Here is a 19,328-nt window from a genome sequence, read left to right as displayed (position 1 = left end):
TCTGCAATCAAAAAAAACGGGAAGCCAAATGGCTTCCCGTTTTTCGTATCACGCAACGACTCAGATCACCGCAACGATGGCCTTGGTCACCGCATCAATGTTGCTCTGGTTCAGCGCCGCCACGCAGATGCGGCCGGTGTCCAGGGCGTAGATGCCGAACTCGCTGCGCAGACGGGTGACTTGCTCAACCGTCAGGCCGGAGTAGGAGAACATGCCGCGCTGACGACCGACGAAGCTGAAATCACGCTGTGGTGCGTTTTTCGCCAGCAGGTCGACCATCTGGGTGCGCATGCCGCGAATCCGCAGGCGCATTTCCGCCAGTTCTTCTTCCCACTGGGCGCGCAGTTCCGGGCTGTTCAACACAGCGGCGACGATGCTTGCACCGTGGGTCGGCGGGTTGGAGTAGTTGGTGCGGATCACACGTTTGACTTGCGACAGCACGCGTGCGCTTTCTTCTTTCGATTCGCTGACGATCGACAAGGCGCCAACGCGCTCGCCGTACAGCGAGAAGGATTTGGAGAACGAGCTGGAAACGAAGAAGGTCAGACCCGACTCAGCGAACAGGCGCACGGCCGCGGCGTCTTCGTCGATGCCATCGCCAAAACCCTGGTAGGCCATGTCGAGGAACGGCACGTGACCTTTGGCTTTCACCACATCCAGGACGTTTTTCCAGTCCGCCGGGCTCAGGTCCACGCCGGTCGGGTTGTGGCAGCAGGCGTGCAGCACAACGATCGAGCCGGACGGCAGGGCGTTCAGGTCTTCGAGCAGGCCGGCACGGTTGACGTCGTGGGTCGCGGCGTCGTAGTAGCGATAGTTCTGCACCGGGAAACCGGCGGTTTCGAACAGGGCTCGGTGGTTTTCCCAGCTCGGGTCGCTGATCGCCACGACGGCGTTCGGCAGCAGTTGCTTGAGGAAGTCCGCGCCGATTTTCAGGGCGCCCGTGCCACCGACGGCCTGGGTGGTGATGACGCGGCCAGCGGCGATCAGTGGCGAGTCATTGCCGAACAGCAGTTTCTGCACAGCCTGGTCGTAGGCGGCGATGCCGTCGATTGGCAAATAGCCACGGGACGCGTGTTGAGCGACGCGAATCGTCTCGGCTTCGACAACGGCGCGCAGGAGTGGAATTCGCCCCTCCTCGTTGCAGTAAACACCGACCCCCAGGTTGACCTTGGTGGTACGTGTATCGGCGTTGAATGCTTCGTTGAGGCCCAGGATTGGATCGCGTGGTGCCATTTCGACAGCGGAGAACAGGCTCATTTTTGCGGCGGCTCTGAATGAAGAGTGGAGGGACGTGTCGCGCTCCAGCCGAATGCACTAGAGCGGTGCACAAACGGGGAGCTAGTATAGAGGCCATCTGCGATTGAAGGCGACAGACGATTCGGCTTTTAGGTTAAGTTTTTTCGATTATTTTTCGACCGTTAGTCGAATGTCGGCATCAAAGACTTCAAGGGATGTAGGACGTTTGCCTTGAAAGCGCAGGCAATCGGCACCACATTGAGCACAATCCAGTTTTTTCCTCGGGCGACGTGAGTCGTTTGCGGCCTATCTCGTTGCTGCCGGTTTGACCGCGCTGGCGCGATACCCTGCTTCGAGAATCGAGAGGTATGCATGTCTGAATTCCAGCTAGTCACCCGCTTCGAGCCCGCCGGCGATCAGCCGGAAGCCATCCGCCTGATGGTCGAGGGCATCGAAGCCGGGCTGGCGCACCAGACGTTGCTCGGTGTGACCGGCTCGGGCAAGACCTTCAGCATCGCCAACGTGATCGCCCAAGTGCAGCGTCCGACCCTGGTGCTGGCGCCGAACAAGACTCTGGCTGCGCAGTTGTATGGCGAGTTCAAGGCGTTCTTCCCGAACAACGCCGTCGAATACTTCGTTTCCTACTACGACTACTACCAGCCCGAAGCGTACGTGCCGTCATCGGACACCTTCATCGAGAAAGACGCCTCGATCAACGACCACATCGAACAGATGCGACTGTCCGCGACCAAAGCGCTGCTGGAGCGCAAGGACGCGATCATCGTCACCACGGTGTCGTGCATCTACGGCCTGGGCAGCCCGGAAACCTATCTGAAGATGGTGTTGCACGTGGATCGCGGCGACAAGCTCGATCAGCGCGCGTTGCTGCGCCGTCTCGCAGATCTGCAATACACCCGCAACGACATGGAGTTCGCCCGGGCGACCTTCCGGGTGCGCGGCGATGTGATCGATATCCACCCGGCGGAATCCGATTTCGAAGCGATCCGCATCGAGTTGTTCGATGACGAAGTCGAGAGCCTGTCGGCCTTCGATCCGCTGACCGGCGAAGTGATCCGAAAGCTGCCGCGGTTCACCTTCTATCCGAAAAGCCACTACGTGACGCCACGGGAAACCCTGCTGGGAGCCGTCGAAGGAATTAAAGTCGAATTGCAGGAGCGCCTGGATTACCTGCGTTCCAACAATAAACTCGTTGAAGCCCAGCGCCTGGAACAGCGCACCCGTTTCGACCTGGAGATGATCCTCGAGCTGGGTTACTGCAACGGCATCGAAAACTACTCGCGCTACCTGTCGGGCCGTGAGTCCGGCCAGGCGCCACCGACGTTGTTCGACTACCTGCCGGCCGACGCCTTGCTGGTGATCGACGAATCCCACGTCAGCGTCCCGCAGGTCGGCGCCATGTATAAAGGCGACCGTTCCCGTAAAGAGACGCTGGTGGAATATGGCTTCCGCCTGCCGTCAGCGCTGGACAACCGGCCGATGCGTTTCGACGAATTCGAAGGCATCAGCCCGCAGACGATTTTCGTCTCGGCCACGCCGGGCAATTACGAAGCGGAGCATGCCGGTCGCGTGGTCGAGCAGTTGGTCCGTCCAACCGGCCTGGTGGACCCGCAGATCGAAATCCGCCCGGCGCTGACCCAGGTCGACGATTTGCTCTCGGAAATCGGCAAGCGCGTGGCCCTGGAGGAGCGGGTGCTGGTCACCACGCTGACCAAGCGCATGTCCGAAGACTTGACCGATTACCTGGCCGACCACGGCGTGCGCGTGCGCTACTTGCACTCGGACATCGACACCGTGGAACGAGTCGAAATCATCCGCGATTTGCGTCTGGGCACCTTCGATGTGCTGGTGGGGATCAACCTGCTGCGCGAAGGCCTGGACATGCCGGAAGTCTCGCTGGTGGCGATCCTCGATGCGGACAAGGAAGGCTTCCTGCGTTCCGAGCGTTCGCTGATCCAGACCATCGGCCGGGCGGCGCGAAACCTCAATGGCCGGGCGATTCTCTATGCGGATCGCATCACCGGTTCCATGGAGCGGGCGATCGGCGAAACCGAGCGTCGTCGCGACAAGCAGATCGCCTTCAACCTGGCCAATGGCATCACGCCCAAAGGGGTGTTCAAGGACGTGGCCGACATCATGGAAGGCGCCACCGTACCGGGTTCGCGCAGCAAGAAGCGCAAAGGCATGGCCAAGGCCGCCGAAGAGAGCGCCAAGTACGAGGCCGAATTGCGCTCACCGGGCGAGATCGCCAAGCGCATTAAAGCCCTGGAAGAGAAGATGTACGCGTTGGCGCGGGATCTGGAGTTTGAGGCGGCGGCGCAGATGCGCGATGAGATTGGCAAGTTGCGGGATCGGTTGATCACTGTCTGATTTCCGCTGAATTTGCTGGCCTCATCGCGAGCAGGCTCGCTCCCACATTGGACTTCTGTGTGTTCACTGTTATGTGAACATCAGAGAACCCTGTGGGAGCGAGCCTGCTCGCGATTGGGACGCCTCGGTCTTAATGCGCCTCCCCAGCTTTGAGCCCCGCCGGCAACGCCTTGGTCAACAACACCGCCAGCATGCTGATCCCCAATGCAATCCCGACAAAGTGAAACGCATCGTTGTACGCCATGATCGACGCCTGCTGATGCGCAATCTCGCTCAGCTTGCCCAGCGCCGCCGTCTCACTGCCAAACCGGTCCGTCATTAACGCCATCCGCTCCGCCACCTGCGGATTGCTCGGCACGATGGATTCACGCAGATAATCAAAATAGGTCTTGGTCCGCGCATCCAGCAATGAGGCGAGGAGGGCGATGCCAATCGCGCCGCCGAGGTTGCGCAGGATGTTGAACAGGCTCGACGCCGACCCCGCATCCTGCGGCAGGATGTAAGCGGTGGCGATCAGCGAGATGGTCACCATGATCAACGGCTGGCCAAGCGCCCGGATGATCTGGATCTGATTGAACTGCGGCCCGGCAAAGTCCGGGTTCAGCACCCCTGACGAAAAACTCGCCAACCCGAACAGGCCGAAGCCCAGCGTGCATAGCCATTTCGGCGACACGTACTTCATCAGCTTCGGCATCAGCGGAATCAGAAACAGCTGCGGCACGCCCATCCACATGATCACTTCGCCGATCTGCAAAGCGTTGTAGTTCTGGATCTGCGCCAGATACAGCGGCAACAGGAAGATCGAGCCGTACAAGCCGACGCCCATCCCGAGGCTGGAAATACTCGATAAACCAAAGTTGCGATTACCCAGGATGCTGAGGTTGATCAACGGATTGAGCTTGGAAAACTGCACGATCACAAAGGTGATCAGGCTGACCAGCGCGATGCTGCCCAGGGTCACGATCAGGTTCGACTCGAGCCAGTCCTTGCGATGGCCTTCCTCCAGGAACACCTGCAAGCAACCGAGACCGACGCCGAGCGTGAGAATGCCCATGTAGTCGGTGCTTTTGAGCAGTTCCCAGTGCGCTTCTTTCTTCTCCAGGCCGTACATCAGGCCGGCGATCATGATCAGGCCCGGCGGTATGTTGATGTAGAAAATGTATTCCCAGCCCCAGTTTTCCGTCAGCCAGCCGCCCAGCGTCGGGCCGATGGAGGGCGCGAACGTCGCGGTCATGGCAAACATCGCCATGCCTTTGGCGCGGTGGTGTTCCGGGAGTTTGATCAGGGTGAGGGTGAACGCCAGCGGGATCAGCGCGCCGCCGGTGAAGCCCTGCAGCGCCCGAAAGATGATCATGCTCTCCAGGCTCCAGGCCATGGAGCAAAGCAGGGAGGCGGCGAGAAATCCCAATGAAACCCAGACCGCCAGGCGTCGCGCCGACAGCAGCTGCACCAGCCACGCGGTTAGCGGGATCATGATGATTTCCGCGACCAGATAGGAGGTGGAAATCCACGAGCCTTCTTCCAGCGTCGCCGACAATGCGCCTTGAATGTCCTTGAGCGACGAGTTGGTGATCTGGATATCCAGCACCGCCATGAAGGCGCCGAGCATCACGCTCATCACCGCAATCCAGTCCCGCCGGGTCGGCTCGCCGACCGGGCGGATCAGTTGGTCACCGGCCATCGTCAGGGGCGTCTTTGATGTTCACTTTGGCGGTGACCGACATGCCCGGGCGAATCTTGCCGTGCAGCGGGTTGTCCGCGGCGAAGGTCAGTTTCACCGGAATCCGTTGTACGACTTTTGTAAAGTTGCCCGTGGCATTGTCCGGCGGCAACAGGCTGAATTGTGCGCCCGAGGCGGCGAACAGGCTGTCGACCCGCGCATCGATTGGCGTGTCGCTGTAGGCGTCAAAGGTCAATTTGGCTTTCTGGCCGGGCTGCATGTGACCGATCTGGGTTTCCTTGAAGTTGGCCTGAATCCAGATGTCCTGATCCGGGACGATCGACAGCAGGTAAGCGCCGGCCTGCACGAATTGGCCTTCGCGAGCGGCGCGCTGGCCGATCAAACCGCTGATGGGCGCGTGGATTTCGCTGCGGGTCAGGTTCAGTTCGGCCTGGGCGAGGTCGGTCTTGGCATTCGCGATCATGGCATCGAGTCGCTTGATCTCGGCGCTCAAGGAATTGACTTGCTGGCGCTGACTTTGCGCGTCGGCCTGGGCCTTGGTCACTTGCGAGCGGGCGATGTGGTTGTCGGCGGAAAGGGTGGTCACCCGTTCTTCCGACACGTAACCGGGTTTGCGCAGGGTTTGCGCGCGGGACAAGTCGATTTGTGAACGCCCCAGGCTGGCCTGGCTAGAGGCGACTTGCGCGTCACTGGCGGCAATCAGGCTGGCTTGCTGGGTCAGTTTGCTCTGGGCTTGCAGCCGTTCAGCCTGGCGGGTGGCGAGGGTGGCGTTGGCGCGGTCGACGGCGAGCTGGAAGTCATCGCCTTCGAGCTTGATCAGCAACTGGCCTTTTTCGACGTGCTGGTTGTCCTGCACCAGCACTTGATCGATGCGCGCGCCCAATTGGCTGGAGACACGGGTGATCTCGCCCTGCACGTAGGCGTTGTCGGTGCTCTCATAAAACCGCCCCTTGAAGAACCACTGGGCAAAAAAGCCCCCGGCAATCAGCAGGACGATCAGCAGGAAAATGAACAGGCGACGCTTGAGTTGGGCAGGCATGGGGCAAGCTGTAGTCGAGAAATTGTAAGGAAAGTTATCAGCAGCTGAATCTGGCATACAGTCGATAGTGGGTAAATGCCATCGGTTGATAATCGATCATTCATCGCGGCTCAGGCCCGTTGTAGACGCAACGTTGGCTTAAATGCCCTGCTGACTGGAGCCGGGCGGGTATCGCCTGTTACCATTCGCCCTTTGTTTTATCTTCATTTCGAGACTTGCCATGACCACCGTCCGCACGCGCATCGCGCCATCGCCTACCGGGGACCCCCACGTAGGTACCGCTTACATCGCTTTGTTCAACTATTGCTTTGCCAAGCAGCATGGCGGTGAGTTCATCCTGCGGATCGAAGACACCGATCAGTTGCGCTCGACCCGCGAGTCCGAGCAGCAGATTTTCGACGCCTTGCGCTGGTTGGGCATCGACTGGAGCGAAGGCCCGGACGTTGGTGGCCCGCATGGTCCGTATCGTCAAAGCGAGCGCGGCGACATCTATCAGAAGTACTGCCAGCAACTGGTCGAAATGGGCCACGCTTTCCCGTGCTTCTGCACCGCCGAAGAGCTGGATCAGATGCGCGCCGAGCAAATGGCCCGTGGCGAAACCCCGCGTTACGACGGCCGTGCGCTGTTGCTCTCGAAAGAAGAAGTCGCGCGCCGCCTGGCCGCCGGCGAACCTCACGTAATCCGCATGAAAGTGCCGAGCGAAGGTGTTTGCGTGGTGCCGGACATGCTGCGTGGCGACGTCGAGATCCCGTGGGATCGCATGGACATGCAAGTGTTGATGAAGACCGATGGCCTGCCGACCTACTTCCTGGCCAACGTGGTCGATGACCACTTGATGGGCATCACCCACGTACTGCGCGGTGAAGAGTGGCTGCCGTCGGCACCGAAACTGATCCTGCTTTATGAGTACTTCGGCTGGGAACAACCGGAGCTGTGCTACATGCCGCTGTTGCGTAATCCGGACAAGAGCAAGCTGTCCAAGCGCAAGAACCCGACCTCGGTGACGTTCTACGAGCGCATGGGCTTCATGCCGGAAGCGATGCTCAACTACCTCGGCCGCATGGGCTGGTCGATGCCGGACGAGCGCGAGAAGTTCTCGCTGCAGGAAATGGTCGATCACTTCGACCTGAGCCGTGTGTCCCTCGGTGGGCCGATTTTCGACATCGAGAAGCTGTCGTGGCTCAACGGACAATGGCTGCGTGATTTGCCGGTGGAAGAGTTCGCTTCGCGCCTGCAAACCTGGGCACTTAACCCTGAATACATGATGAAGATCGCGCCGCACGTACAAGGCCGCGTCGAGACCTTCAGCCAGGTTGCACCGCTGGCTGGTTTCTTCTTCGCCGGTGGCGTGAACCCGGACGCCAAGCTGTTCGAATCGAAGAAGCTCTCGGGCGACCAGGTGCGTCAGCTGATGCAACTGATTCTGTGGAAGCTGGAAAGCCTGCGTCAGTGGGAGAAGGACAGCATCACCGCGACGATTCAGGCGGTGGTCGAATCCCTCGAGCTGAAGCTGCGTGACGCCATGCCGCTGATGTTCGCCGCGATCACTGGCCAGGCCAGTTCGGTGTCGGTGCTCGATGCGATGGAAATCCTCGGTCCGGACCTGACCCGTTTCCGTCTGCGCCAGGCCATCGACCTGTTGGGCGGTGTATCGAAGAAGGAAAACAAGGAGTGGGAAAAACTCCTGGGCAACATCGCCTGAGGACGTTTGACCCTGTAGGACCTGCCGGAGGTTGCGATCATTTGATCGTGATCTTCGGTGCTCCCCCCGTTTTTCCGGGGGGAGGGCGGTAAGTGATTGTTATGTCGGCAAAAAACTTTGAAATATTTTAAAAATAAGTTTGACAGCTTTCCGAAGCGCCATTAAGATTCGCCCCGTCCTCAGCGATGAGGGGCTATAGCTCAGCTGGGAGAGCGCTTGCATGGCATGCAAGAGGTCGACGGTTCGATCCCGTCTAGCTCCACCAATTTACACTTCAAGGTCTGGCCACACCGGCCTTGAAGCGATCAACACTCAGCGTTGATCTGTTGTATAGAAGGGTTTGCGTCCCCTTCGTCTAGTGGCCTAGGACACCGCCCTTTCACGGCGGTAACAGGGGTTCGAGTCCCCTAGGGGACGCCAGTTTTACAGAAGCGACGTTGCAAGATGTCGCTCCGCCGCGAGGCGAAAAATCCGGGGCTATAGCTCAGCTGGGAGAGCGCCTGCATGGCATGCAGGAGGTCAGCGGTTCGATCCCGCTTAGCTCCACCAATTTTACAGTTCAAGATCTGGCCACACCGGTCTTGAATCGATCAGTTCTCAGCACTGATCAGTTGTATAGAAGGTTTTGCGTCCCCTTCGTCTAGTGGCCTAGGACACCGCCCTTTCACGGCGGTAACAGGGGTTCGAGTCCCCTAGGGGACGCCACGATTACCCGCTCTGCGGGATTTTATAAGGGTCATTCAATTATTGAATGGCCCTTTTGTTTGTCTGGCGTTTGGCCAAATCCCCCATTTCTTTCAAACTGTTCTTCAGACCAGCGGTCACATCCACGACTTGCGGAAAATTATTATGAGAATAATATTCTAGTCGTAATATTCGGAGGCAACGATGAACGATAAAAAAGCTCAAACCCGCGAACGCATTCTCAAAGCCGCCAGTGCAGCGCTGATTCAGCGCGGCCCGGCCGAACCGAGCGTGGGCGAAGTGATGGGCGCAGCCGGCCTGACGGTTGGCGGCTTCTATGCGCACTTCGAAAGCAAGGACGCGATGATGTTGGAAGCGTTCAAGCAACTGCTCGGTCATCGCCGTGGGCTGATCGCCGACATGGACACCGAATTGACCGGCGAAGAGCGTCGCGCTTTGGTTGCCGCGTTTTACCTGTCACGCAAACACCGTGATTCCTCGGAGTCAGCGTGCCCGATCCCGGCGTCTGTCGGTGAGCTGGGGCGTCTGCCGGACGCGTTTCGTGTGGCGTTGAATGAGCATGTGGAAATGATGGTCGCGCAGTTGGCGGCCAGCCCGGAAGACACCGACAAAGCCCTGGCCGACATGGCCTTGATGGTCGGTGGTCTGGCTCTGGCACGGGCGCTGGGGCCAGGCGAGTTGTCCGATCGATTGCTGCGCGCCGCCAAGTCGGCGGTGCTATGACCTGAAGGCAGTGGCCTGAGGAGTGAGAGCGATGAGCACGTTGAAGTGGGTTCGTGGCGTTAATGGCACCTTGGGCTGGTTCGCACCGAAACTGGTCGCGAGCAAAATGCGACTGGCGTTCATGACGCCGCGGGATTTTCCTCCGCGTGATTGGGAGTTGCCGCTCCTGGCCAAATCCGAACGAATCACCTTGCGCTTCGGGCTCTCGGCGCTGCGTTGGGGGCAAGGTCCGGCCGTGTTGTTGATGCACGGCTGGGAAGGCCGGCCGACGCAGTTTGCCAGCCTGATCACGGCGCTGGTTGAGGCCGGGTATACCGTCGTTGCCCTGGACGGACCGGCTCACGGTCGCTCGCCGGGTAACGAAGCGAATGTCGTGCTGTTCGCCCGCGCCATGCTTGAGGCCGCCGCCGAGTTGCCGCCGTTGCAGGCCGTCATCGGTCACTCGATGGGCGGCGCCAGTGCGATGCTCGCCGTACAGCTGGGCTTGCGCACTGAAACTCTGGTCACTATCGCCGCTCCGGCGCGGATTCTCGGTGTGTTGCGCGGTTTTGCCCGCTATGTTCGGCTGCCGCCCAAAGCGCGTTCGGCGTTCATCCGTCAGGTCGAGAAAGACGTCGGCATGCGCGCGGCGACGCTGGATGTTGCGCACTATCAGCTCGACATGCCCGGCCTGATCGTCCACGCCGAAGATGACAACTTCGTCTCGGTCAAGGAGTCCCGGTTGATCCACGAGGCCTGGTTCGACAGTCGGCTGTTGCGCCTGGAAGAGGGCGGTCATCAGCGGGTGCTGGCGGATCCTCGGGTGATTGATGGCGTGCTATCACTGCTGGCCGGTCGCAGCCTGCAATCGCGCCAATCGGCATAAGCATCCGTTACACTGCCCCGGTCGAAATCATCTGACCGGGAGTGGGGCATGGGCTGGGATCGGGCAACGCCATTTATCATTGATCTGCACGTCGGCGCCGAGGACATCGACGGGCTGGGGCACGCGAACAACGCGGTGTACGTGACCTGGCTCGAACGTTGCGCCTGGCGCCACTCGCAGCGGCTGGGCCTGGACCTGGTCGAGTACCGTCGACTGGACCGGGCAATGGCAGTGGTGCGGCACGAGATCGATTACCTGGCCGCGGCGTACGAGGGCGACGAGTTGCAACTGGCAACCTGGATTGTCGATTGGGATCAACGCCTGAAAATGACCCGCCACTTCCAGTTGAAGCGCCCAAGCGACAACACCACGTTGCTGCGGGCGCAAACCACCTTCGTCTGCATCGAACTGTCCACGGGCAAGCCCAAGCGCATGCCGGCCGAGTTCATCGAAGGCTACGGCCCGGCGTTGCAAGTTCCAAGTTGACGCCATCCTGTGGCGAGGGAGCTTGCTCCCGCTGGAGCGCGAAGCGGTCCCTTGCAATGGAGAGTGCTACGCACTCTAACGGGAGCAAGCTCCCTCGCCACAGAGGCAGATGCAAGTCTTTCGACAGAGAATCCAGTAAACTGCCGCACGTTTTTCGTCGAGTGTGTTTTTCATGCAAATTGCTTTGGCGCCCATGGAGGGGTTGGTCGACAACATCCTGCGGGACGTGCTGACCCGTGTGGGCGGCATTGATTGGTGCGTGACCGAGTTCATTCGGATCAACGATCAACTGCTCACGCCTGCCTATTACCACAAGTTCGGTCCGGAATTGCTGACCGGCGCCCGCACCGCGTCCGGCGTACCGCTGCGGGTGCAGTTGCTCGGTTCCGACCCGGTGTGCCTGGCTGAAAATGCCGCGCTGGCCTGCGAACTGGGTTCCGAGGTCATCGACCTGAACTTCGGCTGCCCGGCCAAGACCGTCAACAAGTCCCGTGGCGGCGCCGTCCTGCTGAAAGAACCCGAACTGCTCAACCAAATCGTTGAGCATGTCCGCCGTGCTGTGCCTGCACACATTCCGGTCACCGCCAAGATGCGTCTGGGCTTCGACAGCCCCGACGGTTCGCTGGTCTGCGCAACAGCGCTGGCCGAAGGCGGTGCGGCGCACATCGTGGTTCACGCCCGGACCAAAACCGACGGTTATAAGCCGCCTGCACACTGGGAATGGATCCCGCGGGTGCAGGAAGTGGTCAAGGTGCCTGTGTTCGCCAATGGCGACATCTGGAGCGTCGAGGACTGGCGCCGTTGCCGCGAAATCAGCGGCGTGGAGGACATCATGCTCGGTCGCGGCCTGGTGTCGCGCCCGGACCTGGCCCGGCAAATCGCCGCCGCGCGGACCGGTGAAGAAGTGGTCGAGATGACCTGGGCAGAGTTGCTGCCACTGGTTCAGGACTTCTGGCTACAAGCCAAGGCGCAGATGACCGCACGCCAATCGCCGGGCCGTTTGAAGCAGTGGCTGGCGATGCTGACCCGCAATTATCCCGAAGCCGTCGAGCTGTTCACCGTCCTGCGTAGGGAAACTGAACTGGACCAGGTCTCGCGTTTGCTGGGTCTGCAGGTGGCCGAAGCGGCCTAAGAAAATTCTAAAAAAATCTGAAAATAACCTCTTGAAAAGCAATCTGCGATCCCTATCTAGGGATTACGCGATGCCGAATTCGGGTCGCGGAGACAAAAAAACTTGCTGATATGTTTTCAGGAGATTTGAATCATGAGTACTGCATTTTCGATGGCCCCACTGTTCCGTTCCTCGGTGGGATTCGACCGTTTCAACGACTTGTTCGAAACCGCGCTGCGCAACGAGCCAGGCAGCACCTACCCACCTTACAACGTTGAAAAACACGGCGATGACCAATACCGCATCGTCATAGCGGCCGCCGGATTCCAGGAAGAAGACCTGGAACTGCAAGTGGAAAAAGGTGTGCTGACCATCAGTGGCGGCAAGCGTGACGCGAACGAAGACGTCACCTATCTGTACCAAGGCATCGCACAGCGTGCCTTCAAACTGTCCTTCCGTCTGGCGGACCATATCGAAATCAAGGCCGCCGGCCTGAGCAACGGTTTGTTGAGCATCGACCTGTTGCGGGTGATTCCGGAAGAGGCGAAAGCCAAACGCATTCCGATCAACGGGACGCAAAAACCCGCTCTGCAATAACAAGTCAGAGCAATGAGAAGGGCGCCATTTGGCGCCCTTTTTTTGTCAGCAATCATTCGCCCGATTTGTAGCAGCTGCCGAGCAGCGCGAGGCTGCGTTCGGCTGCGAAGCAGTCGTAAAACCTGCAGTTGAGTTTTAACTGAAACACCGCGGCACCTGGATACACGACTGCTTCGCAGCCGAACGCAGCCTCGCGCTGCTTGGCAGCTGCTACAAGAGGCGCGTTATTTGAGGAGCTTCTGAAACTCCTCCACCGGCAACGGCCGACTGTGCAAATACCCCTGATAAAAATGGCACCCCAGCCCCTGTAAGAACTCCAGCTGCTCTGGTGTTTCCACCCCTTCGGCGATCACTTTCAGTTCGAGACTGCGGGCCATGGCCACGATGGCGCGGATGATTTCGGCGTCGTTGGGGTCGGTGGTGGCGTCGCGGATGAACGACTGGTCGATTTTCAACGTGTCGACCGGCAGGCGCTTGAGGTAGGTCAGCGAGGAATAACCGGTGCCGAAGTCGTCCATCGCGAAGCTCACGCCGAGTTTTTTCAGGCGACGCATTTTGTTGATGGTGTCTTCCAGGTTCTGGATGACGATGCCTTCGGTGATTTCCAGTTTCAGCAGTGAGCAGGGCAGGCCGTGGCTGCTGAGGCTGTGTTCGATGCGTTCGACAAAATCGTTTTGACGAAATTGCCTCGGGCTGATGTTCACGCAGAGGCTGAAGCTGAGCGGGTTCACCAGGCCTTTGGCGACCAGCTTTTTGAAAGCCCCGCAGGCTTCGTCGATGATCCAGGTGCCGACTTCCAGAATCAGTCCGCTGTCCTCCAGTACCTTGATGAACTCGGTGGGCGATTGCGGGCCGAGTTCCGGGTGGTCCCAGCGCACCAGCGCCTCGGCCCCGACAATGCGGTTGCCACGGGCGTCGACCTGGGGTTGGTAATGCACTTGAAACTCGCCCCGGGAAAGGGCCAGGCGCAAATCGGTTTCCATGCGCAGGCGTTCGCTGGCGGCCTTCTGCATGGTGTTGTGATACATCTGCGCGGTGTTGCGGCCCGAGTCTTTGGCGCGGTACAGCGCGATATCGGCACGCTTGAGCAGGTCGGTCGGGGTCGAGCCATGATCGGGAATCAGTGCGATGCCGATGCTTGGCGTCACTTGCAGGCGCTGGCCATCGAGGAACATCGGCTCCGACAGCAATTCGCGCAAGGTGTCGGCCAGATCACTGACCTGGGCGCTGACTTCGTTGCGCGAGCCTTCGAGGCCGCTGAGGAGCACCACAAATTCATCGCCCCCCAGACGCGCGACGGTGTCTTCCATGCGTACGCTGGCCTCAAGCCGGGCCGTGATGATTTTCAGCACCGTGTCGCCCACCGGGTGACCGAGGGAATCGTTGATGTGCTTGAAGTGATCGAGGTCGAGGAACAACAGCGCACCGCGCAGGTTGTGGCGCTTGAGCAGCGCGATCTGCTGGCTCAGGCGATCCATCAACAGCGCGCGGTTCGGCAGGTTGGTCAGCGGGTCGTGGTAGGCCAGGTGACGGATCTGCGCTTCGGCATTTTTCAGCAGGCTGACGTCTCGGGCAGTCAGCAGCAGGCACGCGGTTTCGTTGAGGGTGATCGGCTCCACCGAGACTTCGACGGTCAGCAGTTCGCCGCGCTTATTGCGGCCGAGCATTTCCTGATGATGCACACGGCCCTTGAGCTGCAACTCGGCCAGCAGCGCCGAGCGCTGTTTCTCTTCTGCCCAGATGCCGACCTGATACACCGTGCGGCCGACCACTTCGTCGGCGCGGTAACCGGTCAGGCGACAGAAACCATCGTTGACCTCCAGGTAGCGCCCGGTATCGCGCTCGGTGATGGTGATCGCGTCCGGGCTTGAGTGAAACGCCTTGGCAAACTTCTCTTCGCTCGCCTTGAGTGCCGCTTCGGAACGCTGTTGCTGGGTGATGTCGCGCAGGGTCGTGACGATGCACGGCTGGTCGCCCACGCTGATCTGCCGGCTGGAAATCACGCAGGTCAGGGATTGCCCGTCTTTGTGCTGGGCGACGATCGCGACATTATTCAGTCCCTGTTCGCGGATGACCTGTTCGATCCGTTGCAGGCTTTTCGCCGATGCGTCCCACAGGCCGATTTCGTCGGCGCTGCGACCAATCACTTCGGCGGCGCTCCAGCCAAAGGTCTGGGTGAAGCTGGAGTTGATCTCGATGAACTGGCCGGTGTCCTGGCGCGTAACGCAGATCGGGTCCGGGCTGACTTGAAACAGCGTGGCGAATTTCTCTTCCGAAGCCACCAGCCGTTGTTCACGCTCCACTTGGTCGGTGATGTCCAGCAAGGTGCCGGCCATGCGCAGCGGCGCGCCGTTTTCATCGCGGTAGAGGCGGGCTCGGCTTTCCAGGTAGCGGGAGCTGCCGTCCGATAGTTGCACCCGATAGGTCAGCTGATAATTGCCGGCCGGTCCTTCGCGCAGGCTGCGATAAGCGTCGCGCATGGAGCCCCGTTCTTCGTCGGGCACGCCTTCGAAAAATGCGTCGAAAGACTCATGGAAGGGTATGGCCTCCAGCCCGTGCAACTGCGCGGCCCGTGCCGAGCCGTACAGCATGCCGCTGGGAATGTGCCAGTCCCAGGTGCCGAGTTGCGCCGAATCCAGGGCCAGGTCGAGGCGTTCCTGGCTGTCTTTCAGCGCGTGTTCGGCGGCTTTGCGTTCCGTGGTGTCGAGGAAGGTGCTCAGCAGGTACGGCTGGCCTTCGAGTTCGACTTTCTGTGCGCTGAGGATGCCGTCATGGATCTGGCCGTTGCTGGCGCGAAACTGCACCTCCATGCTGGTCAGTTCGCCCTTGGCCTTGGTCGCCTTGACCAGCACGTCCCGTTGCTCCGGGTGTACCCAGAGGCCCAGTTCGACGGTCGTTCGGCCAATGGCGTCCTGCACCGGCCAGCCGAACAGGCTTTCGAAATACTGGTTGGCTTCGGTGATCAGGCCATCTTCCTGGCGGGTCAGCAGCACCATGTTCGGGCACAGGTGAAACAGCGTGGCGAAGCGTTTTTCCGAGCTGCTCAGCGCCTGTTCGCGCTGGCGCTGGTGGGTGATTTCGCGAATGACCCCGATCATCCGTGGCCGGCCGTGTTTGTCCGGCAGCAGGCTGCCGTTGATCTCCAGCCAGTGCAGGCTGCCGTCGGGCCAGCGGATGCGGTGGTGCATCGCTTGTTCCAGCGGGGCGCCGGCAATCACGGCATGAAAGGCACGGATGGTTTTGGCCCGATCCTCCGGAGGCAGTAAGTCGAGGTATTCCAGATCGGCCGGCAACGGTTGCCGGGGATCGAAGCCGAACAACGCCTGGGTGCCCCGCGACCAACTGATCTGACCGCGTTCGATGTCCCAATACCAAGCGCCCAGGCGCGCGCCGTTGAGAGCTGCCAGCAACTGCGGCGCACTTTCCCAGCTCTGCTCGGACCGTTTCGGGTCAAGCGCCTGAATACGGGGCATCGGCGGAATACGGTCAACAGATTTCGGCATTGGCAGGCCTTGGGCTGAATTGGGCGTTAGGCACAGGAGTTCGCGGCTCGATGGCAGTAGCGCACGTTAGCCTTGAGTCCCTGGCAGATCGATTTGTGCATCCAGCAAGGCCATGAAGGCCCGTGCCGCGTTCGACAGCGTCCGTTCGGTGTGCAAGATATAGCCTAGCTGGCGAGTGAGTTGTATGCCCGGCAAAGGTATTCGCGCAACTTGATCATCGAGCATCGTGCGCGGCAACACGCTCCAGGCCAGGCCGATCGAGACCATCATCTTGATGGTTTCCAGATAATTCGTGCTCATGGCGATGTTCGGCGTCAGTCCCTGAGCCTCGAACAGTCGATGGACGATGTGGTGAGTAAAGGTGTTGCCGCCGGGAAACACCGCCGGATGCAGGGCGATGTCCGCCAGGCTGACCGCTCCGTTGCTGACCAGCGAATGCTCCGGGGCGACCACGAAGTCCAGCGGGTCGTCCCACACTGGCGTCGCTTTGACCAAGGTATGAGGTTCCGGGGCCAGGGTGATTACTGCCAGTTCCGCGCGGCCATGGAGTATTTCTTCGTAGGCCACCTCCGAATCGAGGAACTGAATATCCAGCGCCACTTGTGGGTAGCGTCGGGTGAACTCCCTTAATAAGGGCGGTAAACGGTGCAGGCCAATGTGGTGACTGGTGGCCAGCGTCAGGCGCCCGGTCACTTCGCCGGTCAGGTTGGTCAGGGCGCGGCGGGTGTCGTCCAGCACGTTGAGAATCTGATAGGCCCGCGGCAACAGGGCGCGACCGGCCTCGGTCAGGCCGACTTCACGGCCCAGTCGATCGAACAACCGCACCTTCAATTGCTGCTCCAGTCCGGCGATACGCTTGCTGATTGCCGGTTGCGTCAGGTGCAGCCGTTCGCCTGCACCGGAGAAGCTTCCAGTCTCGGCAATCGCGATAAAGGCATTAAGGTTGGCCAGGTCCATTGCGGTATTCCAGTTGGTTATCCAAAGCATAAAAAATATGAATTTGAGTTATTTAATGTAACCCCCTAGGATCGACCTCACAAGCCAAAGGGTTATTGAATCACTCAAGACCCAGGGCATAGAAACAAGCTGATGAGGAAAACGTCTGATGGCCGGCAAAACGCTCTACGACAAGCTCTGGGATTCGCACTTGGTCAAGCAGCGCGACGATGGCTCTGCGCTGATCTACATCGATCGTCACATCATTCACGAAGTGACGTCGCCGCAAGCCTTTGAAGGCCTGCGTCTGGCCGGGCGCAAGCCTTGGCGCATCGATGCCAACATCGCGACCCCGGACCACAACGTACCGACCACCCCGGAGCGCAAGGGCGGCATCGAAGCGATTGCCGACCAGGTCTCGCGTTTGCAGGTTCAGACCCTCGACGACAACTGCGATGAATATGGCATTGTCGAATTCAAGATGAATGATGTGCGTCAAGGCATCGTTCACGTGATCGGCCCGGAGCAGGGCGCGACCTTGCCGGGCATGACCGTGGTCTGCGGCGACTCCCACACCTCGACCCACGGCGCGTTTGGCGCTTTGGCTCACGGTATCGGCACCTCCGAAGTCGAGCACGTGCTCGCCACCCAGTGCCTGGTCGCCAAAAAAATGAAGAATATGCTGGTGTCGGTCGAAGGCAAATTGCCGTTCGGCGTGACCGCCAAGGATATCGTCCTCGCCGTGATCGGCAAGATCGGCACCGCCGGCGGTAACGGCCATGCCATCGAGTTCGCCGGCAGCGCGATTCGCGATCTGTCGGTCGAAGGCCGCATGACCATCTGCAACATGTCCATCGAGGCCGGCGCTCGCGTAGGCCTGGTGGCGGCTGACGAAAAAACCGTGGCCTACGTGAAAGGCCGTCCGTTCGCCCCGAAAGGCGCGGAGTGGGACTTGGCTGTCGAAGCCTGGAAAGACCTGGTGACCGATAAAGACGCCAAATTCGACACCATCGTCGAGCTCGATGCGACCCAAATCAAGCCGCAAGTCAGCTGGGGCACGTCGCCCGAGATGGTGTTGGCCGTGGATCAGAACGTGCCGGACCCTGCGAAGGAAATGGACCTGGTTAAACGTGGCTCCATCGAGCGCGCCTTGAAATACATGGGGTTGACCGCCAATCAGGCAATCACCGATATCCAGCTGGACCGCGTGTTCATCGGTTCCTGCACCAACTCGCGGATCGAAGACCTGCGCGCTGCGGCAGTCATCGCCAAGGGCCGCAAAGTCGCTTCGACCATCAAGCAGGCCATCGTGGTGCCGGGCTCGGGTCTGGTGAAAGCACAGGCCGAATCCGAAGGCCTGGACAAGATTTTCCTCGACGCCGGTTTCGAATGGCGTGAGCCGGGTTGCTCGATGTGCCTGGCGATGAACCCGGACCGCTTGGAGTCGGGCGAGCATTGCGCCTCGACCTCCAACCGCAACTTCGAAGGCCGTCAGGGCGCCGGTGGCCGAACCCACCTCGTGAGCCCGGCGATGGCCGCCGCCGCCGCTGTGAACGGTCGTTTCGTCGACGTCCGTGAATTGATCTAAGGAGCGCAGCATGAAAGCTTTTACCCAGCACACTGGTCTTGTCGCGCCTTTGGATCGTGCCAACGTCGACACCGACCAGATCATCCCGAAGCAGTTCTTGAAGTCGATCAAGCGCACGGGTTTCGGCCCGAACCTGTTCGATGAGTGGCGTTATCTGGATGTCGGCCAGCCGTACCAGGACAACTCCAAGCGCCCGCTGAACAAGGACTTCGTGCTCAACGCCGAGCGTTATCAAGGCGCCAGCGTGTTGCTGGCCCGTGAGAACTTCGGTTGCGGCTCCAGCCGTGAACACGCGCCGTGGGCCCTGGAAGAATACGGTTTCCGCAGCATCATCGCGCCGAGCTACGCCGACATCTTCTTCAACAACAGCTTCAAGAACGGCTTGCTGCCGATCATCTTGAGCGATGCTGAAGTGGATGAGCTGTTCGAGCAGGTTGAAGCGAATCCTGGCTACCAGTTACAGGTTGATCTGCAAGCGCAGACCGTGACCCGTCCGGATGGCAAAGTGCTGCGCTTTGAGATTGATGCGTTCCGCAAGCATTGCCTGCTCAATGGTCTGGACGATATTGGTCTGACGTTGATGGACCATGAAGCGATTGCGACGTTTGAAGCCAAGCACCGGGCGAGCCAGCCTTGGTTGTTTCGCGACGCTTGATTTTGCGTAAGGCGTGATGACGCCATCGCCAGCAGGCTGGCTCCCACATTGGATTTGCGGCGTTCACAAAACCCTGTGGGAGCGAGCCTGCTCGCGATGAGGCCCTTGAAGGC

General features: G+C 60.1%; 14 protein-coding genes and 4 tRNA genes. 13 read left to right on the top strand and 5 right to left on the bottom strand.

Translation table 11 applies throughout. The annotated features are described in order from the left end of the window. Positions 1-60: 60 nt before the first annotated feature. Entirely contained in the window at positions 61-1,257 is a 1,197-nt protein-coding gene (locus ACA060_RS19155) for an amino acid aminotransferase (protein ID WP_109633237.1), read from the bottom strand. 351 nt (positions 1,258-1,608) lie between these two features. Here ACA060_RS19155 and uvrB point away from each other — a divergent pair, with 351 nt between their 5' ends. Beyond that, on the top strand, positions 1,609-3,624 hold the full coding sequence (gene uvrB, locus ACA060_RS19150; RefSeq protein ID WP_109633233.1) for an excinuclease ABC subunit UvrB: 2,016 nt from the start codon (positions 1,609-1,611) through the stop codon (positions 3,622-3,624). A gap of 130 nt (positions 3,625-3,754) precedes the next feature. Here uvrB and ACA060_RS19145 read toward each other — a convergent pair whose 3' ends face one another. After that, on the bottom strand, positions 3,755-5,305 hold the full coding sequence (locus tag ACA060_RS19145) for an MDR family MFS transporter (RefSeq protein ID WP_497312511.1): 1,551 nt from the start codon (positions 5,303-5,305) through the stop codon (positions 3,755-3,757). Next, positions 5,295-6,344 (bottom strand): HlyD family secretion protein, encoded by a 1,050-nt coding sequence (locus ACA060_RS19140; protein ID WP_497312509.1) that lies wholly within the window; start codon positions 6,342-6,344, stop codon positions 5,295-5,297. Before ACA060_RS19140 ends, ACA060_RS19145 begins: the two co-directional genes overlap by 11 nt. A 220-nt stretch (positions 6,345-6,564) precedes the next feature. On the opposite strand from ACA060_RS19140, the gene gltX reads away from it, so the two are divergent. The 10 genes from gltX (at position 6,565) to ACA060_RS19090 (ending at position 12,533) form a co-directional block, all read left to right on the top strand. Further along, positions 6,565-8,046, top strand: coding sequence for a glutamate--tRNA ligase (gene gltX / locus ACA060_RS19135; RefSeq protein WP_109633228.1), 1,482 nt, complete (start codon positions 6,565-6,567; stop codon positions 8,044-8,046). A 189-nt stretch (positions 8,047-8,235) separates the two neighbouring features. After that, positions 8,236-8,311 (top strand) — tRNA-Ala (locus ACA060_RS19130). Positions 8,312-8,390: 79 nt separating this feature from the next. Then, positions 8,391-8,466, top strand: a tRNA-Glu gene (locus ACA060_RS19125). Between the two features lie 53 nt (positions 8,467-8,519). Beyond that, positions 8,520-8,595: transfer RNA gene (locus ACA060_RS19120), tRNA-Ala, on the top strand. 80 nt (positions 8,596-8,675) lie between these two features. Further along, a tRNA-Glu gene (locus tag ACA060_RS19115) sits at positions 8,676-8,751 on the top strand. A gap of 183 nt (positions 8,752-8,934) precedes the next feature. Further along, complete coding sequence (locus ACA060_RS19110; protein WP_214382064.1) at positions 8,935-9,474, top strand: TetR/AcrR family transcriptional regulator; 540 nt, start codon at positions 8,935-8,937, stop codon at positions 9,472-9,474. A gap of 31 nt (positions 9,475-9,505) precedes the next feature. After that, on the top strand, positions 9,506-10,339 hold the full coding sequence (locus ACA060_RS19105; RefSeq protein WP_497312506.1) for an alpha/beta fold hydrolase: 834 nt from the start codon (positions 9,506-9,508) through the stop codon (positions 10,337-10,339). 48 nt (positions 10,340-10,387) lie between these two features. Further along, positions 10,388-10,825 (top strand): acyl-CoA thioesterase, encoded by a 438-nt coding sequence (locus ACA060_RS19100; protein ID WP_109633224.1) that lies wholly within the window; start codon positions 10,388-10,390, stop codon positions 10,823-10,825. A 172-nt stretch (positions 10,826-10,997) separates the two neighbouring features. Beyond that, a complete protein-coding gene (locus ACA060_RS19095) occupies positions 10,998-11,957 on the top strand; it encodes a tRNA dihydrouridine synthase (protein WP_497312504.1) in 960 nt (319 codons plus the stop codon). 132 nt (positions 11,958-12,089) lie between these two features. Next, entirely contained in the window at positions 12,090-12,533 is a 444-nt protein-coding gene (locus ACA060_RS19090) for an Hsp20 family protein (protein ID WP_461980763.1), read from the top strand. Positions 12,534-12,757: 224 nt separating this feature from the next. Here the strand turns inward: ACA060_RS19090 and ACA060_RS19085 are convergent, their stop codons facing one another. Both ACA060_RS19085 and ACA060_RS19080 read right to left on the bottom strand, forming a co-directional pair. After that, entirely contained in the window at positions 12,758-16,036 is a 3,279-nt protein-coding gene (locus ACA060_RS19085; protein WP_497312502.1) for a PAS domain S-box protein, read from the bottom strand. Between the two features lie 66 nt (positions 16,037-16,102). Further along, positions 16,103-16,993, bottom strand: a complete 891-nt coding sequence (locus ACA060_RS19080; RefSeq protein ID WP_109633217.1) for a LysR family transcriptional regulator — start codon at positions 16,991-16,993, stop codon at positions 16,103-16,105. A gap of 148 nt (positions 16,994-17,141) precedes the next feature. Here ACA060_RS19080 and leuC point away from each other — a divergent pair, with 148 nt between their 5' ends. Both leuC and leuD read left to right on the top strand, forming a co-directional pair. Then, the gene (gene leuC, locus ACA060_RS19075; protein ID WP_497312500.1) at positions 17,142-18,560 is read left to right on the top strand and encodes a 3-isopropylmalate dehydratase large subunit; all 1,419 of its coding nucleotides are present in this window, start codon (positions 17,142-17,144) and stop codon (positions 18,558-18,560) included. Between the two features lie 10 nt (positions 18,561-18,570). Then, the gene (gene leuD, locus ACA060_RS19070; RefSeq protein ID WP_497312498.1) at positions 18,571-19,215 is read left to right on the top strand and encodes a 3-isopropylmalate dehydratase small subunit; all 645 of its coding nucleotides are present in this window, start codon (positions 18,571-18,573) and stop codon (positions 19,213-19,215) included. Positions 19,216-19,328: the final 113 nt, after the last annotated feature.

The sequence above is a fragment of the Pseudomonas sp. LBUM1671 genome (genome assembly GCF_059695685.1).
Note: the sequence above shows the minus strand (reverse complement) of the source record. Positions and strands in the feature narration are given on the sequence as shown.

Excerpts from the sequence above, each read along its gene's own strand:
- ACA060_RS19155 (WP_109633237.1), bottom strand. The coding sequence starts at position 1,257 with ATGAGCCTGTTCTCCGCTGTCGAAATGGCACCACGCGATCCAATCCTG.
- uvrB (WP_109633233.1), top strand. The coding sequence starts at position 1,609 with ATGTCTGAATTCCAGCTAGTCACCCGCTTCGAGCCCGCCGGCGATCAG.
- ACA060_RS19145 (WP_497312511.1), bottom strand. The coding sequence starts at position 5,305 with ATGGCCGGTGACCAACTGATCCGCCCGGTCGGCGAGCCGACCCGGCGG.
- ACA060_RS19140 (WP_497312509.1), bottom strand. The coding sequence starts at position 6,344 with ATGCCTGCCCAACTCAAGCGTCGCCTGTTCATTTTCCTGCTGATCGTC.
- gltX (WP_109633228.1), top strand. The coding sequence starts at position 6,565 with ATGACCACCGTCCGCACGCGCATCGCGCCATCGCCTACCGGGGACCCC.
- ACA060_RS19110 (WP_214382064.1), top strand. The coding sequence starts at position 8,935 with ATGAACGATAAAAAAGCTCAAACCCGCGAACGCATTCTCAAAGCCGCC.
- ACA060_RS19105 (WP_497312506.1), top strand. The coding sequence starts at position 9,506 with ATGAGCACGTTGAAGTGGGTTCGTGGCGTTAATGGCACCTTGGGCTGG.
- ACA060_RS19100 (WP_109633224.1), top strand. The coding sequence starts at position 10,388 with ATGGGCTGGGATCGGGCAACGCCATTTATCATTGATCTGCACGTCGGC.
- ACA060_RS19095 (WP_497312504.1), top strand. The coding sequence starts at position 10,998 with ATGCAAATTGCTTTGGCGCCCATGGAGGGGTTGGTCGACAACATCCTG.
- ACA060_RS19090 (WP_461980763.1), top strand. The coding sequence starts at position 12,090 with ATGAGTACTGCATTTTCGATGGCCCCACTGTTCCGTTCCTCGGTGGGA.
- ACA060_RS19085 (WP_497312502.1), bottom strand. The coding sequence starts at position 16,036 with ATGCCGAAATCTGTTGACCGTATTCCGCCGATGCCCCGTATTCAGGCG.
- ACA060_RS19080 (WP_109633217.1), bottom strand. The coding sequence starts at position 16,993 with ATGGACCTGGCCAACCTTAATGCCTTTATCGCGATTGCCGAGACTGGA.
- leuC (WP_497312500.1), top strand. The coding sequence starts at position 17,142 with ATGGCCGGCAAAACGCTCTACGACAAGCTCTGGGATTCGCACTTGGTC.
- leuD (WP_497312498.1), top strand. The coding sequence starts at position 18,571 with ATGAAAGCTTTTACCCAGCACACTGGTCTTGTCGCGCCTTTGGATCGT.